The organism is Novosphingobium nitrogenifigens DSM 19370, assembly GCF_000192575.1.
Lineage (GTDB): Bacteria > Pseudomonadota > Alphaproteobacteria > Sphingomonadales > Sphingomonadaceae > Novosphingobium > Novosphingobium nitrogenifigens.
In genome coordinates, this window is the sequence record NZ_GL876927.1 from 202839 (window position 1) to 218596 (window position 15758).

The following is a 15758-nucleotide window of genomic DNA, read 5'->3' on the forward strand; positions in this document are numbered from 1 at the left end:
ACCCATTTCGCCGTCGCGCTGAGCTACGATCCCGATCGCGCGCCGGCCCCGGTCGTTCTGGCCAAGGGGCGCGGGGACAAGGCGCTGGCGATGAAGGAACTGGCGTTCACGCTCAACGTGCCGACGCTCGAATTCCCGGCGCTTGCCCGTTCCGTCTATTACACGACCCGCGAGAACCAGATGATCCGCGAAGAGCTTTATGCCGCCGTCGCCTCGGTGCTCGCCTTCGTGCTCAGCCTGAAACGCGGGGAAAGCCCGCCGACCCCGGATGTCGATGTTCCGGTCGAAGTCCGCTTCGACACCGAAGGACGCCCGGAACTGGTGGTCGGCAACCAGGTCATGGCCTCGTGACCCGGCTTATCCCCTTGCCCATGCCCCGCTCCGGCCTTTCTGCACAAAGCTTGGCACCGGAACTTAACTTACTGCAAAAACGGACGTCCTTGGCTGCATGACCACGATCTCATCGACCAGCTCGACCAGCTCGACTTCGTCGACCAGTTCGACTTCGAGCACTTCGTCCTCTTCCGGCAGCACCTCGACCACGTCGAGCAACAGCGCAACCCAGGCCCTTCTGACCGAACTGGGCGCAGGCGGCGGGGTCGATGTCACCGGCCTTGCCGATCAGCTGTCGCAGGCGGAATACGCCAGTCAGATCGACCAGCTGAACACCAAGAACAGCACTCTGACGACGCAGATTTCCGAAGCCTCGTCGCTGATGAACCTGATGTCGACGCTGACCAGCTCGCTCAGCACGCGGATCAGCCAGGGCGACCTTGCCGTGACGCCGCAGATCGCCAACAGCGCGGTTGCGACGGTAACGGCCGGGACCATCTCGGGCAGCGGCACCTCCACTCTGGAAGTCACCCAGCTCGCGCAGGGCCAGACGGTCACCAGCCCGACAGTCAGTTCGTCCACGGCGACCGTGGGGTCGGGCACCCTCACCATCACGCTCGGCTCGATTTCGGGCACGACTTTCACCGCCGACAGCACACGACCTGCGGTCAATGTCACGATCGCCCAGGGCGCAACGCTCAGCGACGTCGCCACGGCCATCAACGGTTCGGGCGCGGGCGTCACCGCCTATGTCGCGACCAACACCAACGGGCAGCAGCTCGTGATCAAGGGTGCGCAAGGGGCGGCCAACGCCTTTACCATCAGCGCCACGGAAAACGCCTCGGACCCGGGCCTCTCCCAGCTTGCCTGGGACCCGTCGACAGGATCCTCGCGCCTTGCCTCTTCGGCGACCGACGCCTCGTACATCCTTGACGGGGTGACGCGCACATCGAGTTCGAATTCGATCACCGATGCCGCGCCCGGCGTCACGCTCAAGCTGACCGGGACCAATACCGGCAACCCGACCACGATCAGTTTCAGCGATCCGACCAGCTCGATCTCGACCGCGATGACCGACATCGTCTCCGCGCTAAACCAGGTGGTCAGCGAACTCAACACCGACACTGCGGCCAAGGCCGCGCTCAACAACAATCCCGGCGCGCGTGCGCTGCAGCAGTCGCTGGCGACCTTGTCCAGCACCACAGTCATGCCCCATGCCGCCACCGGCGAGCCCAGTACGCTGGGCGATCTCGGGCTGACGCTGAACAGGGACGGCACGTTCACGCTCGACACCGCCAAGCTCAAAAGCACGCTGACATCGCAACCGGCAGCCACTGCCGCGATGTTCACCACCGGGCTCTACGGCATCTATGGGACGATCTACAACCTGTCGCAGTCGGTCAACAGCAGCACCAACTCGAACTCGCTGGCCTCGCAGGTCAAAACCATGCAGTCCCAGCAGACCAAGATCCAGACGCAGCTGAGCGATCTCGCTACCAAGCAGGCGACTTTGCGCACGACCCTGATCAGCCGGTTTTCCGATCTCAATTCGGCGGTGGCGGCAGCAAAGTCGACACAGTCGTTCCTGACCCAACAGGTCGCCCTCTGGACAAAGACGTCGAACTGACATGCTGCTTCATCGCGACCCATCCGAAGCCTATCGCCGCGTCGATTTCGACGCGCGCGTGCGTGGCGCTGATTCTCGCCAGCTGGTCGATCTCTGCCTCGAACAGCTCGCCGGCTCGCTTGGCCGGGCGATCTATGCCGACAGCCATCGCGACAACGGCGCGAAAAGCGCGGCGCTAACCCGTTCGGTCGCGGCGCTTACCGCGCTCGAACTGGGGGTCGACCGGTCCAATCCGACCGGCCCGGCGCTGCTCCAGCTTTACCAGTCGGCCCGCGCCTCGATCCTCGACAGCGTCCTGCGCTTCGACGCACCCCGGCTCGAACAGATCCGGCAGGACTTCATCGAGATCCGGCAGGCGCTTCTGAGCGGGTCGAGCAACTAGATCCGAAAACACATCGCAGGAACGGGAAAGGGGGCCATTCGCCCCCTTTTCTCGTTGCCCCCCCTTTTCCCGTTGCCCCCTATGCGGACCGTTCGTCGCAGAGCGCGCCGCTTCTGCACCAACAAAAAGAACCCGGAGCTGCGGGGGTCGCAGCTCCGGGCAGAGAGAGCGTCGCTGATCCAGGGCAGGGCGACGCTCGTCGGGGTAAAACGATCAGGACATCGAGCAGCGTCCCAGAACTGCCGCGCCCAGGGCGTCGAGCGGAACTTCCTTGCTCGCTGCATCGAGCGCGATCACGGCTTCGGGCGCTTCGCTGACGAGTGCAGTCTTGCGATCCTGCACAAAGGTTTCGCAGCCCGCATCGCGCAACAGCTTCAAGCCGCGCGCACCGTCGCTGCCCATACCGGTCAGCACTGCGCCGACTGCGGGAATCGCACCGCGCGCGATCGAACCGAACAGGAGATTGGCCGAAGGACGTGCCCCGTCGACCGGATCGCGTGCCATCAGGCGCAGCTTGGGCGGATGGCCGGGTTCGACGACGACGTGATGCTCGGGATCGGCCGCGATATAGATCGCCCCCTGGATCAGCGTCGCACCTTCCTTGGCCGGACGGACATGACACTTGAGCATGTCGTCGAGTCGCTTGATGAAGGTGTCCACCAGCATCGGTTCAGCCTGGAGGCAGACGATCGTCGGCGGGCAATTGGCCGGGAACTGGGCCAGCATGGTGGTCAGGGCATCGATGCCCCCCATCGACGCGCTGATCGCGGCGACATGGCCGTTCCATTCAAAGGCGACATCGCTGCTTTTCTGCTCCGCGCGCACCTTGCGGTCACGGACGTTCGAATTGGCCGCGGCCAGAACGATCTTGCCCAGCTTGCCGACCGATTTGGAAAACTGCTCCGGCGTTGCCTTGAGCGGCTTGGGGAAGCACTCGACCGCGCCCAGCTCGAAAGCCTTGAGCGAGGTTTCGGTGCCCGCCTGGGTCAACGAGGACAGCATGACCACCGGCAATGGGGCGGTTTCCATGATTTCCTCGAGGAATTCGATCCCGCTCATCCCCGGCATTTCCACGTCGAGCGTGATGACGTTGGGCTTGAGTTCGGCGATCTGCTCGCGAGCATCGGCGGCGTTGACGGCCGTGCCGACGACACGGACGTTCTTCGCCTGATCCAGGATGTCGGAGAACAGGGCGCGCATGGCCGCGGAGTCATCGACTACCAGAACGCGTGCTTCGTGCATGAAAAGCTAACCCTTGACTTGATCGCGCCGTGCGTACCGCGGCGCCTTCGAGCGAAAGTGTTAACCGCCCACCCGCCAGCAAATCCTCTGCCGGGGGGTAGGTATCTCCCCATAATCATCCGGCAAGCGAGCCTTTGCCGCTTCACGGTTAAGCCGGGATGTCGCGGGACCGACACCCCCGCAACACCACACGCCAACGTCACGAAATGCCGAACGCGATTCGCTCCGGAAAACCAATCCTCTGGCGCGCAATCACGAGGCACCGAATCGCCGAGCACCGAAATACCGGGTGCAACCGGACAACGAGGGGACATACGCAAGATGCCCACGATCAGCCTGCCTTCCCGCTGCGACCGTGCCGCGGCCGAGGCGCTGCTTCCGGAAATGATCGCCGCGCTCGGCTCGGGCGCGCTGCACATTGACGCCCGCGAATGCACCCAGATCGGCGAAGTCATGCTCCAGATCCTCGTCAGCGCGAGGCGAACCGGTGAAGCGGTGATCGACGCCTCGCCGTTCCTGCGCGACACCGCGCTCCAGCTCGGGCTGGAAGCGGAACTCTTCGATGTCGATCCCCTGCTCGAAACAGGGTCTTCCGCAGCCGCCAACGGGAAAGGCGCGCACGCATGAACGCCGAAGAAATCCAGGCCATCTTCTTTGCCGAGTGCGAGGAATCGCTCGCCGCGGCAGAACAGGGCCTCGCCGCATGCAAGGCCGGCACGCAGGATGACGACACCGTCAATGCCGTGTTCCGCGGCGTCCATTCGATCAAGGGCGGCGCCGGGGCATTCGGCTATATCGCGCTCCAGGCCTTTACCCATACGTTCGAGACGCTGCTTTCCGACGTGCGCGACGGGACGGTGGCAATCACCGAACCGCTCGTCGATCTCATGCTCCGCGCACTCGACACGCTGAGCGACCACGTCAACGCCGCGCAAGGCATGGGCGACACGCCCGACGATGCCGCGCTGCAGGCCGAGCTGACCGCGGCGATGGCCGCCAATGCCGGAAGTGCCCCCGCACCGGTTGTCGAATCGGCACCGGCCCCTGTTGCGGCTCCCGCCCCCGCTCCTGTCTTGACTTTCGACGACGAGGACAGCGAAGGCAGCGACTTCGATCTCGACGCGATGCTCGACGACATCACCGGATCAATGGGCGGCGAAACCGATTCGCCGTCGGACAAGACCTGGCTGCTCAAGGTCCGCCCCCATGCGGGCGCCATGCGCAACGGCAGCGAACCGGTGCTGATGCTGCGCGAAGTGATCGCACTGGGCGGCACCTGCATCGAATGCGACGTCTCGCAGGTTCCCCCGCTCGACACGCTCAATCCGGGCGTCGGCTATCTGGGCTGGACCTTTGCCATGCCCGTCGATGTCAGCGAGGCGGCTGCCCGCGACATTTTCGACTTCATCGGCGACGATTGCACTCTGGCCATCGGCGACGATGTCGCGATGCCTGCGGTGCGCTTGCCTGCTCCCGCTGCGCCTGCCCGAACCGCACCCGCGCGCCCAACCCCGGTTGCTGCCCCGGCAGCCCCACCCCCGGTTGCCCCACCCCCGGTTGCCGCAGCGCCCGTCGCAGCAGCTCCGCGCAGCCCCGAGCCGGTTGCCGAGGCCCCAGCCCGACCCGCAGCGGCGCCCCCAGCTGCCGTCGCGGCGGCCGCCCCGCCTCCGGCACCGCCCGCGATGGGGCAATCCATCCGCATCGAGCTCAACAAGCTCGACAAGCTGATCGACGCGGTCGGCGAACTCGTCATTGCCCAGGCGATGATGGCCCAGCGCCTTTCCGGCGACGGCCTTGCCGCGACCGAGGAGCTGACACTGCTCGAAACGCTGACGCGCGACATCCAGGAATCGGCCATGGCCATTCGTGCCCAGCCGATCGGATCGGTGTTCAGTCGCGTGCCACGCATCCTGCGCGAGTTGACCACCAGCACGGGCAAGCATGTCCGCCTCGACGTGTCGGGCGAAAGCACCGAACTCGACAAGACCGTGATCGAACGCCTCGGCGAGCCGCTCACCCACCTCATCCGCAATGCCGTCGATCACGGCATGGAACCGCCCGAAGAACGCCTTGCCGCCGGAAAGCCTGCGGAAGGGACGCTGACCCTGTCGGCCGAACACAAATCGGGCCGCATCCTGATCCGCATCGCCGACGATGGTCGCGGCATCAACCGCGAGCGCGTCTTTGCCAAGGCCGTCGAAAAGGGCCTGATCGCCCCCGACGCAGTGATGTCGAAGGAAGAGATCGACCTCCTGATCTTTGCCCCCGGCTTTTCGACGGCACAGCAGATTTCCAACATTTCCGGGCGCGGGGTCGGCATGGACGTCGTGCGCCAGAACGTGAAGGATCTGGGCGGCCGCATCACGATCGAATCCGAACCCGGCCACGGCACCACGTTCACGCTGACCCTGCCGCTCACGCTCGCGATTTCGGACGGCATGGTTGTCAATGTCGGTGACCAGACTCTGGTCGTGCCGCTTGCCAATGTCGTCGAAAGCCTGCGCCCCGATCCACAGGAAGTGCAGGGTCTGGGCGCCCACCGCGCGATGATCAACGTGCGCGGACGCTTCATTCCGGTCCTGCCGCTTCACGCCGCCGTCGGCGCCTCGGGCGCGGTCGAACGCCCCGAGGAAGGCGTCCTGATCGTCGTCGAGACCGAAGGCGCAGGGCGTGCTGCCCTGCTCGTCGATGCGATCTGCGATCAGCGTCAGGTCGTCATCAAGAGCCTCGACACCCATTACCGCTCGGTCGAAGGCGTCGCAGGCGCAACGATCCTTGGCGACGGGCGCGTTGCACTGATCGTCGATGTCGACGGTCTGGTTGCCAACAGCCTGTCGGGCGCCACCCTGTTCGAGGCCGCATGAACATCACCGCCGCCTTCAACGATGCGATGCCGGGGATCAGTCCCGGCGTCTACAGCGCGGAGGATTTCCGCGCGGTCAGCGACATCGTCTATCGTCAGGCCGGGATCGTCCTGCCCGAAGGCAAAGCCATGCTGGTCTATTCGCGGCTTGCCCCGCTGGTCCGCAATTCGGGCTGCGCCACGTTCGGCGCCTATGTCCTGCGCATCCGCGAGGACGATCAGGAGCGGCAGAAGGCGATCTGCGCGCTGACGACCAATCACACGTTCTTCTATCGCGAAGCCCATCATTTCGAACATTTCCGCGACGAGGTCCGCCCCGCGTTGGTCCATCGGCTCGAACACGGCGGCAAAGTGCGCCTGTGGTCGGCGGGATGTTCAAGCGGCGAAGAGACCTGGTCGCTGGGCATGACCCTGCTCGGCCCGGATCGTCAGGCCGGGATCGGCATTGCCCGCCGCGACGTGCGCATCCTTGCGAGCGACATCGCCACCCATGCCCTCGCCAAGGCGACGGCCGCGCGTTACCCGACCGAGGATCTGAAACCCGTTCCCGACGCCTTGCGCCGCCAGTGGACCGTGCCCGACGGCGACGCTTGCGCGATTGCCACGGAACTGCGCGGAATCGTCCGCTTCCGCACGCTCAATCTTCTTGGCGAATGGCCGATGAAAGGGCGTTTCGACGTCATCTTCTGCCGCAACGTCATGATCTATTTCGACAACCCGACGAAGGAACGCCTCGTGGCTCGCTTTGCCGGCATGCTTGCCCCCGAAGGCACGCTCTATGTCGGGCACAGCGAAAGGGTGACCGGCCCCGCGCTCGACCACCTCGCCCCGACAGGCCCGACCGTCTATCGCAGGAAAGCGGCGTGATGAGCACGGATACCCACGGAAAATCGAAAATCCGCGTGGTCGTCGTCGAAGATTCGCCGACGATGCGCGCCATTCTCAAGACGCGTCTCGAACGCGAAGGCGACATCACCGTGGTCGGCGCGGCAGCCAATGCCGCCGAAGGCCGCACCATGATCCGCGAGCTCGACCCCGACGTGGTCACGCTCGATGTCGAAATGCCGGGCATGAACGGCCTCGATTTCCTCGAAAAGATCATGCAGCTGCGCCCGACGCCGGTCATCGTCGTATCGGGATCGACGCAAAAGGGGACCGAGACGACCGCGCGCGCGCTCGCGCTCGGCGCCGTCGACTGTTACGCCAAGACCGAGGCGACGGGCGGATTGCCGTTCGAGGATTCGGGGCGTCTGGCCGGATTGATCCGACAGGCCGCGCGCGTCCGCTTTACCGAGCGAGCACCGACTTCGCATCGCGTGGCCAGCGAGGCGCGCACCAGCCTGCACGAGCGGCCCCGCGTGATCGCGATCGGTTCCTCGACCGGCGGTGTCGAGGCCTTGCAGATCCTGCTCGGCGGTTTTCCCGAAAACTGTCCGCCGACGATGATCGTGCAGCATATCGCGGCGCGTTTCGCCCCTGCGGTCGCCCGCACGCTCGATGCCAATTGCCCGCCCCGGATCCTGATCGCCGAACCCGACATGCCGCTGCGCGACGGACACGTCTACATCGCGCCGGGCGACGATCGCCATCTCAGCGTGGGCGGAATCAGCGCGCTCAGCTGCCGCCTGCGTCAGGGAGAGCCGATGTCAGGCCACATCCCCAGCGTCGACGTCTTGTTCCATTCGGTTGCCAAGGTCGTCGGACAGAATGCCATCGGCATCCTTTTGACCGGCATGGGCAGCGACGGCGCCAAGGGCCTGCTCGCCATGTCCCAAGCCGGTGCGCGCACCATTGCCCAGGACGAGGCGACCTCGACCGTCTTCGGCATGCCGCGCGCGGCGATTTCACTTGGCGCTGCCAACGTCGTCGCCCCGATCGGGCAGATTGCCCGCCACACGTTCCACAAGGCGGCCTGAACCATGTTCGAACGCCCCATTGTCCAAGCCGGATCCATGGCTCCCGAACGCATCACCGTGATGCAGGGACAGGCCGTGGTCAGCAGCGACCGCAATGTCGAACTGTCCACCGTGCTGGGCAGCTGCGTCGCGCTCTGCCTGTTCGACCCCGACGCCCATCTGGGCGGCATGAACCACTTCCTGCTGGCCGAACCGCCCGCCAATGCCACCGCGGCCTCGGTCGACGAATATTACGGCACCTATCTCATGGAACTTCTGGTCAACCAGATGCTGTCCAAGGGCGCACGCAAGGGCCGGCTCAAGGCGCATCTCTATGGGGGTGCCAACGTCAACCGCAACATGATGCGCATCGGCAGTGCCAATGCCGACTTCGCCCGCAGCTTCGTGCAGCGCGAAGGCATCGAACTGCTCCGTTCCGATCTGGGCGGCAGTTCCGCGCGTCGCGTCGATTTCCGTCCGGCCTCCGGTCAGGTCCGTTGCCGCACGGTAGAGGACCGGTTCGCACCGCCGGTCCAGCCCATCACCCGACCAGCGAAGGCCTTCGGCGATGTCGAACTCTTCTGATTGCCCAACCATGTCCACAACCGGCACCACCACAACCAGCGAGTCTCCCAGCATGAGTGACGTGACCCGTATTCTTACCGTTGACGATAGCCCGTCGATGCGGGCGCTGCTCAATCACGCCCTGACCGCGCAAGGGTTCGATGTCGCCCAGGCCGAAGACGGCCTGGCCGCGCTCGACTGGCTTGCGCTCAACGAGGTCGACGTGGTGATCACCGACATCAACATGCCCCGGCTCGACGGGTTCGGCCTGATCGAGCGGCTGCGCGAAGGCAGCCGCCATCGCGACCGCCCGATCCTGGTGCTGACGACCGAAAGCAGCGAGGAAAAGAAAGCCCGTGCCCGCGCCGCGGGTGCCACCGGATGGATCGTCAAGCCGTTCGACCCCGCCAAGCTCGTCGCGGCCGTCCGCCGCGTCGCGCACTGACCTTTCCATTTCCACCGCCAAGGCCCGAGACTGGGCAAGGAGGACACCCATGATCCGCGAACTCATCACGTTCGAAGTGGAAGGCCAGGTCTTTGGCCTCGACATCATGTCCATTCGCGAGATCCGCGCGTGGAGCCCGACTACCCGCCTGCCCCGCGTGCCCCATTACGTAGCCGGGGTGGTCAACCTGCGCGGCACGGTCCTGCCGGTCGTCGATCTGGCGGCCCGCCTCGGCTGGCGAGCAACCGAGCCGACCCCGCGTCACGCGATCATCGTCACCCAGCTCGGCGCGCAAGTCGGCGGCTGGATCGTCGATTCGGTCAGCGACATCGTCACCGTTCCCAGTGACGCGCTGCAGCCGCCCCCGCCCACTGCCGGTCACGATACCGTCGTTCCCTTCCTCGAAGGGCTCGCCGCGATCGAGGATCACATGGTCATGGTGCTCAACCTCGCGGCTCTGAGCGACAGGACGCAGATGGGCGAAGCGGCGTGACGCTCCGGACACTCTGAGCCCGGATAAGGAGGCCGCCAATGGCCAATATCGCCACCCACCGACAAATCGCGGTGGTGCTGGAGGAACTGTCGCAGGAAGTCGAAGCGCTCGGCGCGACGCTCTGTGGCGACGGGGACATCGTCATGCGCCACATGGACACGCTTCAGGCGATCGACCTCATCGCCCAGAAGCAGCGTTCGCTGGCCGCCCTGCTCGAAGCCGACTGCCCGCAGGCCGGTATCGAGAAGATCGCCATCGACACCTTGCGCGAACGCATGAGACTGCTGCGCTGAAACCCCGCCCCCGATCCTGAAACCACGATCCCTCAACCGCACGATCCCTCAACCGATTGCGCAATCGGGGCAAATCGCGGACTATCTGCCCGGGAATCAGGCAGCGGGGCCGAGACAACATGGCAGTGATCGGCGTCTGGAGCGTCAAGGGCGGGGTCGGCAAGACCACGCTCGCTGTCGATCTGGCATGGCGCTCCGCCATGGTTTCGAACCATCGGACACTGTTGTGGGATCTCGATCCGCAAGGGGGTGCGGGCTGGCTTCTCGGTGTTACGCCCGCCTCGGACGATCCCGACCGCACGCCGGTTTCCTCCGTTTTCCAGCGCGAAACCCGGGCGCAGGACGCAATCGTCGAAACCCGCTGGCCGGGCCTGTCAGTACTCCCCGCCGACGACAGCCTTCGCCATCTCCCCGCAACGCTTGCGCGAATCGGCAAGAAGCGGCGCCTTGCCAAGCTCACCGCGCGCCTTGCCGCCGACTACCCGCGCGTCATTCTCGACTGCCCGCCCGTTCTCAACGAGATCAGCGATCAGGTGATCGGGGCCGCCGACCTCCTGATCGTCCCGCTGCCCCCGTCCCCGCTGTCGGCACGGGCGCTCGACATGATTCGCGAGGAACTGGTTCGCCATCATCAGGGGCATCCGCCGATCCTGCCGGTCCTCTCGATGCTCGATACCCGCCGACGCCTGCACCGCGAGGTGCATCAGGGATTTGCCGCAGGCTGGCCGGTCGTTCCCATGGCCAGCGTGATCGAGCAGATGGCCGCCCGCCGCACGCCCGTCGGGGCCTTTGCCGGTGCGACCGAGGCCAGCCACCGGTTGCAGAAACTGTGGGATGCGATCGAGGCCAAGTTGCGGATGAGAGCCGAAACGCAGGGCTGATCGCGCCCACCCTTCGTCCATCTCGACGAATTTGCTGATCTTCTGGACTTGGCTTTGCAGGTTCGGCCATTATGGCGCACGTCATGTGGCATCTTTACCAGTTCCCCATCTGCCCCTTCAGCCGCAAGGTGCGCCTGCTGCTCAGCGAAAAGGGCATCGGCTATGAACTCGTGCGCGAGAACCCGTGGGAGCATCGGGAGGAATTCCAGATGCTCAACCCGGCGTTGCGCACGCCGGTCCTGACCAATCCCGAACGTGGGATCGTCCTCATCGACAGCCGGGCGATCTGTGAATATTTCGAGGAAACCGTCGACAAGTCGCCGATGATCAACGGCCCGGCGACCAATCGCGCGGAAATCCGCCGCCTCGTCGCCCTGTTCGACGAAAACTTCTTTGCCAGCGTCACCAGCCCGCTGCTGGAAGAACGCATGAAAAAGCGGCTGATCTATCGCCAGCCGCCCGACGGCAAGATCCTGCGCGAAACCATCCGGCTCGCGAACGACTATCTCGACTATGTCGATTTCCTGATCGACCATCGCCCCTGGCTCGCGGGGTCGACGATGAGCCTTGCCGACCTTGCCGCCGCTGCGCAGATTTCAGTCGCCGACTATCTGGGCGGGATCGACTGGTCACAGCACGAACAGGCGCGTGGCTGGTATTCGGTGTTCAAGAGCCGCCCCAGCTTCCGCCCTCTGCTGACCGAGCGCATGGACGTGATCCAGCCGCCGACGCACTATGGCGACGTGAACGCCTGATACGCAAACGGCCTGCCGGTCATCCCGGCAGGCCGTTCGAATTTGCTGTCCGGCCCGAAGCGATCAGGCCGGAAATTCACGCAACGCTGCGCGCCCGTGCGCCGAAACGCCCGTGCTTGCGATAGCGAACCAGCCAGCGTTCAAGGAACAGTTCCAAGGGACGCGGATGGACGCCGAGGTCGCGAATGCCCGGCAGCGAACCGGACGCCGCGCTGCCGTTCTTGAGCAGGGCATACTGATCGCAGCTGATCGGGGTGAAGGGAAGCGCGGCCAGGAGACCGGCCATGCCGTCCGACAGGGCCCAGAACAGCGGCGAACGCCCCGTCGCGCGCGCAATGCGGCGATTGAGTTCAAGGACGGTCAGCGCCTCGGGCCCGGCCAGTTCGTACGTCTTGCCCGCAAAGGCTTCCGGCTTGGCAAGGACGTTGCCGATCGCTTCGGCCGCGTCATCGACATCGAGCGGCTGAAGCTGCGATTCGGGCGCGAAGACCGGAAGGACCGGCAGCTTCATCAGGCCGCCGAACATGTTGAGGAACGTATCGTCCACGCCGAACAGGACCGACGGACGCAGGATCACCGCTTCGGGGAATGCCGCGAGCACGGCCGTTTCGCCTTCGGCCTTGGTCCGCGCATAGGCGACCGACGAACCCGCATCCGCACCGATCGCGGAAATGTGGACGAAAGCCTTGGCGCCACGCGCCTTGGCGATGGCAGCGACCTGTCCCGCGCCACGTCCCTGGATCGCGTCGAGATCGCCCGAGAACGCGCCGACAAGGTTCACCACTGCATCGACGCCGGTGAACACCACTTCGAGCGTGTGCGGCTTGGTCACGTCGACCGCCACGATCTGCACCGAGCCGAGATTGCCGAGCGGCTTGACGTTGAAGCCTTCCGACGGATGGCGGCTGGCGACGCGCAAACGGGCGCCGCGGTCGAGAAGTTCCTGCGCGAGGTGAGTCCCGAAGAATCCGGTTCCCCCGATCAACGCGATAACCTTGCCTTCCAGATCGCGCTTTCTGCCGATGGTCATGTCTTGTCCTCGATCATGCCTGAACTACGCCGGACCAGCCGGCGAGAGTTATGATTCGCCGATGCGATCGGCCCGTCGCACTGCCGCCGGACCGGGATCGCCTGTCGCCCCTTTGCACCGGGGCGCCGTGCTATTCAATGCCGAATACCAGGCCGCACCCGGCTTGTCTCTCAGTCGGTTGGTATAAGGTCGCCCTCGTTGCAGCCCCTGAACACCCAGGAAATCAAAATTTTCGACAAACCCTTGTTGACAGGACCGAAACACTGCCTTATCGGCGCCCTCCTACCCGGCGGGAACGGCACACAGCCCTCTCGCTTCCGTGCCCAGATGGCGGAATTGGTAGACGCACCGTCTTCAGGTGGCGGCGCTCGCAAGGGCGTGGAGGTTCGAGTCCTCTTCTGGGCACCATTTGTTCTTCCGGCGACGTCCGGGGACGTCCCGAAAGTGGCTGATTTCAGCCGTTTTTTGTGCTAAGACCGTCCGGTCAAATCCGGGCTGATCCGGCACCAATCGGGAACAAATATGGTATCCTGCATGGTATCGAAGGCCCCTTATGGACGGGCCGATACCATGGGAAAACTCTTCGCGACCACCGTCACGAGCGCCAAGCCGAGGGAGCGCGAATACAAGCTCACCGACGGCGCCGGCCTCTATCTTCTCGTCAAGCCGAACGGCACGAAGCTCTGGCGTCTCAACTACGCCTATCTCGGCAAGCAGCGCACTCTCTCCTTCGGTGCGTGGCCTGACGTCGGTCTCGCCGATGCGCGCGAGCGGCGCGACGAAGCCCGCAAGCTGATCGCCGCCGGCCTCGATCCCTCGCACGAGGCCAAGCTCGCCGAAGCGCGCGCGATGCTGTCCGAGGAAAACAGCTTCAAGCTGGTCGCCGAGGAATGGGTTGCCAAGCAGGAGCGCGAAGGGATGGCGGAGATTACCCTGAGCAAAATCCGCTGGCTGCTTGCCAAGGCCTATCCCAGGATCGGCAACCGCCCCGTCGCCAAGATCACCGCCCAGGAAGTGCTTGCCGTGCTCCGTTCGATCGAGGCAACCGGCCGATATGAAAGCGCGCGGCGCATGCGCAGCGTGCTGAGCCGCGTGTTCCGCTACGCCATCGCGACCACGCGGGCCGAAATCGATCCGGCCCGTGACCTGCGCGGCGCGCTGACCGTACCCAAGGCAAAGCATCTCGCAGCCATCACCACGCCCAAGGGCGCCGGAGAACTCATGCGCGCGATCGAGGGTTACACCGGCCACGCCATCACCCTGTTCGGGCTCAGGCTGTCGGCCCATCTGTTCGTACGCCCGGGCGAACTGCGCCAGGCCGAGTGGAGCGAATTCGACTTCGACCGCTCGGTCTGGAACATCCCCGAGCAGAAGATGAAGATGCGACGGCCGCACCGCGTGCCGCTGTCCACGCAGGTGACCGGGCTTTTCGAGCAGCTCTGGGAGCTGACGGGCACAGGACGATACTGCTTCCCCTCCTTCCGCTCGCCGCGTCGCCCGATGTCGGAGAACACGGTCAACGCCGCCCTTCGAGCGCTCGGGTTCGGCCAGGAGGAGATGACGGCGCACGGCTTCCGGGCGATGGCAGCGACGCTGCTCAACGAAACGGGCAAGTTCAATCCCGACGCCATCGAGCGCCAACTCGCCCATATGGAGACCAACGCCATCCGGCGTGCCTACACGCGCGGCGAATATTGGGACGAGCGCGTGCGGATGATGCAGTACTGGTCGGATCAGCTCGACGAGATGCGCGACGGCGCAAGGGTTCTGAAGCCCAACTTCCGACGCGCCTGAGGCTCCCAACCTAGCGATCACGGTAAGTCCGCTCGGTCACGTCGGAGATCGATCGGAAGACAGCGGACGAATCCTGGGTGAGCGGATCATGGGCCTGCACATGCCCTTGCGCCCATTCCAGCCACCCGGCGGCCGTCCTACCACCAACTTCCAATGAAGAATCCGGCATCGCGGCACGCAGTGCCATGAGGAAATCCCGCGCCAGTTCAGCTTCGCGCCATCTGCCGGCCTGCTCAAGGAAGCATCGGAAGCGGTCGCGATCGAGCTTGAGCTGCTGCGCCAACATCTGGCGCTTCCGTTCCTCGGTCTCTCGCAGTCGTTGCCGCTTTTCGGCCATTTCTCGGGCTGCGGCCATCATCGGGAATGCCGCAAGCAGGGTCGCTATTATGTCGCCTACCCTGTCCTCGATCATGCCCTTGCGACCGTCCTGCCAGACGCGGGGCAAATCGCCGGGCAGCCAACGCTTGATCTCGAAGACCAGCACATCCGTCTCGACCAGTTCTCGCCTGTATTGCCTGCCGGAGCCATGCCACCCTCTCTCGTCGGTAGCGAGGAGTTGGCGCACTTCCTTGAGCCTGGGCCTGAGTTGGAACGCGATCTCGTCCTGTCCGCACCGCGCAACGGGACCATGCCGATCTGTCTCGGCAATGGCGATCTTCTCTGCCTCCAAGGCCTTGAACAGGGCGTCCAATATCCTGAGGCGACGCCGTTCGACGGGCGTGAAAGGCGCAGCCCGGACCGGCCGGTTGGGCCAGATGTCATAGACCAGCCGGCCCCGAGCGATCGCCCCCCTTCGATTTGCAAGCCAGCCGGCAATGATGGGATGCGGATTCGAGAGCCGCTCCGCCACGCGCACCGCTTTCCCATTCTGGCGGACCGCCGCGAGAGCAGCGTCTCCCTCCATTGCCATGCCTCCAGCCGACTGGGGCGTAATTTCTATCGTCTCGTCCATGCCGGCTTTCGCGGGCGGCAAGGCCGGCATGGCGATCTCCTTGCCAGCCGCGACCTTGTTCCAGTGCCCAGGCCGAGGACGCGGGATATCGAAACGGTCGCAGAGTTTGGCGAGACTCTGCTCCGAGATGCCGAAGCCTCTTGCGAGATGACGGAGAGGCTCGGCCCAGACCAGGGCGTGAAGTTCGGAACGGGACAGCAATACAGGTA

At 64.9% G+C, this 15758-nt stretch carries 17 protein-coding genes and 1 tRNA gene; 15 read left to right on the forward strand and 3 right to left on the reverse strand.

Translation table 11 applies throughout. The features are described from left to right. The 3 genes from Y88_RS07775 to Y88_RS07785 form a co-directional block, all read left to right on the forward strand. Positions 1 to 351: EscU/YscU/HrcU family type III secretion system export apparatus switch protein (locus Y88_RS07775; protein WP_040702473.1), on the forward strand; the 351-nt coding region annotated here is incomplete at its 5' end. A gap of 97 nt (positions 352 to 448) precedes the next feature. Then, a complete protein-coding gene (fliD, locus tag Y88_RS07780) occupies positions 449 to 1960 on the forward strand; it encodes a flagellar filament capping protein FliD (RefSeq protein WP_008067804.1) in 1512 nt (503 codons plus the stop codon). A gap of 1 nt (position 1961) precedes the next feature. Continuing rightward, on the forward strand, positions 1962 to 2342 hold the full coding sequence (locus tag Y88_RS07785) for a flagellar protein FliS (RefSeq protein ID WP_008067805.1): 381 nt from the start codon (positions 1962 to 1964) through the stop codon (positions 2340 to 2342). Between the two features lie 213 nt (positions 2343 to 2555). Here the strand turns inward: Y88_RS07785 and Y88_RS07790 are convergent, their stop codons facing one another. Continuing rightward, positions 2556 to 3584, reverse strand: coding sequence for a chemotaxis protein CheB (locus Y88_RS07790; protein WP_018076000.1), 1029 nt, complete (start codon positions 3582 to 3584; stop codon positions 2556 to 2558). A 321-nt stretch (positions 3585 to 3905) separates the two neighbouring features. Here Y88_RS07790 and Y88_RS07795 point away from each other — a divergent pair, with 321 nt between their 5' ends. The 10 genes from Y88_RS07795 (at position 3906) to Y88_RS07840 (ending at position 11773) form a co-directional block, all read left to right on the forward strand. After that, the gene (locus Y88_RS07795; protein ID WP_008067807.1) at positions 3906 to 4211 is read left to right on the forward strand and encodes a hypothetical protein; all 306 of its coding nucleotides are present in this window, start codon (positions 3906 to 3908) and stop codon (positions 4209 to 4211) included. Next, positions 4208 to 6448: a chemotaxis protein CheA gene (locus Y88_RS07800; RefSeq protein ID WP_008067808.1), complete on the forward strand. Its 2241-nt coding sequence runs from the start codon at positions 4208 to 4210 to the stop codon at positions 6446 to 6448. Before Y88_RS07795 ends, Y88_RS07800 begins: the two co-directional genes overlap by 4 nt. After that, on the forward strand, positions 6445 to 7314 hold the full coding sequence (locus tag Y88_RS07805) for a CheR family methyltransferase (RefSeq protein ID WP_008067810.1): 870 nt from the start codon (positions 6445 to 6447) through the stop codon (positions 7312 to 7314). The genes Y88_RS07800 and Y88_RS07805 overlap by 4 nt, the downstream gene beginning before the upstream one ends. Continuing rightward, on the forward strand, positions 7314 to 8363 hold the full coding sequence (locus tag Y88_RS07810) for a protein-glutamate methylesterase/protein-glutamine glutaminase (RefSeq protein ID WP_018076001.1): 1050 nt from the start codon (positions 7314 to 7316) through the stop codon (positions 8361 to 8363). The genes Y88_RS07805 and Y88_RS07810 overlap by 1 nt, the downstream gene beginning before the upstream one ends. Before the next feature lie 3 nt (positions 8364 to 8366). Then, the gene (locus tag Y88_RS07815) at positions 8367 to 8927 is read left to right on the forward strand and encodes a chemotaxis protein CheD (protein ID WP_008067822.1); all 561 of its coding nucleotides are present in this window, start codon (positions 8367 to 8369) and stop codon (positions 8925 to 8927) included. 52 nt (positions 8928 to 8979) lie between these two features. Then, positions 8980 to 9351 (forward strand): response regulator, encoded by a 372-nt coding sequence (locus Y88_RS07820; protein WP_081458646.1) that lies wholly within the window; start codon positions 8980 to 8982, stop codon positions 9349 to 9351. Between the two features lie 49 nt (positions 9352 to 9400). Then, positions 9401 to 9844, forward strand: coding sequence for a chemotaxis protein CheW (locus Y88_RS07825; RefSeq protein WP_008067824.1), 444 nt, complete (start codon positions 9401 to 9403; stop codon positions 9842 to 9844). A 38-nt stretch (positions 9845 to 9882) separates the two neighbouring features. Next, entirely contained in the window at positions 9883 to 10137 is a 255-nt protein-coding gene (locus tag Y88_RS07830) for a hypothetical protein (protein WP_008067825.1), read from the forward strand. Between the two features lie 119 nt (positions 10138 to 10256). Next, the gene (locus Y88_RS07835; RefSeq protein ID WP_008067828.1) at positions 10257 to 11018 is read left to right on the forward strand and encodes a ParA family protein; all 762 of its coding nucleotides are present in this window, start codon (positions 10257 to 10259) and stop codon (positions 11016 to 11018) included. A gap of 83 nt (positions 11019 to 11101) precedes the next feature. Continuing rightward, complete coding sequence (locus Y88_RS07840; protein WP_026167034.1) at positions 11102 to 11773, forward strand: glutathione S-transferase family protein; 672 nt, start codon at positions 11102 to 11104, stop codon at positions 11771 to 11773. A gap of 76 nt (positions 11774 to 11849) precedes the next feature. Here the strand turns inward: Y88_RS07840 and Y88_RS07845 are convergent, their stop codons facing one another. Next, positions 11850 to 12803 (reverse strand): complex I NDUFA9 subunit family protein, encoded by a 954-nt coding sequence (locus tag Y88_RS07845; protein ID WP_008067831.1) that lies wholly within the window; start codon positions 12801 to 12803, stop codon positions 11850 to 11852. 321 nt (positions 12804 to 13124) lie between these two features. Here Y88_RS07845 and Y88_RS07850 point away from each other — a divergent pair. After that, a tRNA-Leu gene (locus Y88_RS07850) sits at positions 13125 to 13211 on the forward strand. A gap of 126 nt (positions 13212 to 13337) precedes the next feature. Then, on the forward strand, positions 13338 to 14597 hold the full coding sequence (locus Y88_RS07855) for a tyrosine-type recombinase/integrase (RefSeq protein WP_008067832.1): 1260 nt from the start codon (positions 13338 to 13340) through the stop codon (positions 14595 to 14597). Between the two features lie 10 nt (positions 14598 to 14607). On the opposite strand, the gene Y88_RS07860 is transcribed toward Y88_RS07855, so the two are convergent. Then, a partial coding sequence (locus tag Y88_RS07860) for a hypothetical protein (RefSeq protein WP_232280971.1) occupies positions 14608 to 15758 on the reverse strand: 1151 nt, incomplete at its 5' end.

Bases quoted from the DNA above. Each gene is read 5' to 3' on its own strand.
- Y88_RS07825 (WP_008067824.1), top strand. From the start codon at position 9,401: ATGATCCGCGAACTCATCACGTTCGAAGTGGAAGGCCAGGTCTTTGGC.
- Y88_RS07785 (WP_008067805.1), top strand. From the start codon at position 1,962: ATGCTGCTTCATCGCGACCCATCCGAAGCCTATCGCCGCGTCGATTTC.
- Y88_RS07810 (WP_018076001.1), top strand. From the start codon at position 7,314: ATGAGCACGGATACCCACGGAAAATCGAAAATCCGCGTGGTCGTCGTC.
- fliD (WP_008067804.1), top strand. From the start codon at position 449: ATGACCACGATCTCATCGACCAGCTCGACCAGCTCGACTTCGTCGACC.
- Y88_RS07815 (WP_008067822.1), top strand. From the start codon at position 8,367: ATGTTCGAACGCCCCATTGTCCAAGCCGGATCCATGGCTCCCGAACGC.
- Y88_RS07835 (WP_008067828.1), top strand. From the start codon at position 10,257: ATGGCAGTGATCGGCGTCTGGAGCGTCAAGGGCGGGGTCGGCAAGACC.
- Y88_RS07800 (WP_008067808.1), top strand. From the start codon at position 4,208: ATGAACGCCGAAGAAATCCAGGCCATCTTCTTTGCCGAGTGCGAGGAA.
- Y88_RS07840 (WP_026167034.1), top strand. From the start codon at position 11,102: ATGTGGCATCTTTACCAGTTCCCCATCTGCCCCTTCAGCCGCAAGGTG.
- Y88_RS07845 (WP_008067831.1), bottom strand. From the start codon at position 12,803: ATGACCATCGGCAGAAAGCGCGATCTGGAAGGCAAGGTTATCGCGTTG.
- Y88_RS07795 (WP_008067807.1), top strand. From the start codon at position 3,906: ATGCCCACGATCAGCCTGCCTTCCCGCTGCGACCGTGCCGCGGCCGAG.
- Y88_RS07855 (WP_008067832.1), top strand. From the start codon at position 13,338: ATGGTATCGAAGGCCCCTTATGGACGGGCCGATACCATGGGAAAACTC.
- Y88_RS07790 (WP_018076000.1), bottom strand. From the start codon at position 3,584: ATGCACGAAGCACGCGTTCTGGTAGTCGATGACTCCGCGGCCATGCGC.
- Y88_RS07805 (WP_008067810.1), top strand. From the start codon at position 6,445: ATGAACATCACCGCCGCCTTCAACGATGCGATGCCGGGGATCAGTCCC.
- Y88_RS07820 (WP_081458646.1), top strand. From the start codon at position 8,980: ATGAGTGACGTGACCCGTATTCTTACCGTTGACGATAGCCCGTCGATG.
- Y88_RS07830 (WP_008067825.1), top strand. From the start codon at position 9,883: ATGGCCAATATCGCCACCCACCGACAAATCGCGGTGGTGCTGGAGGAA.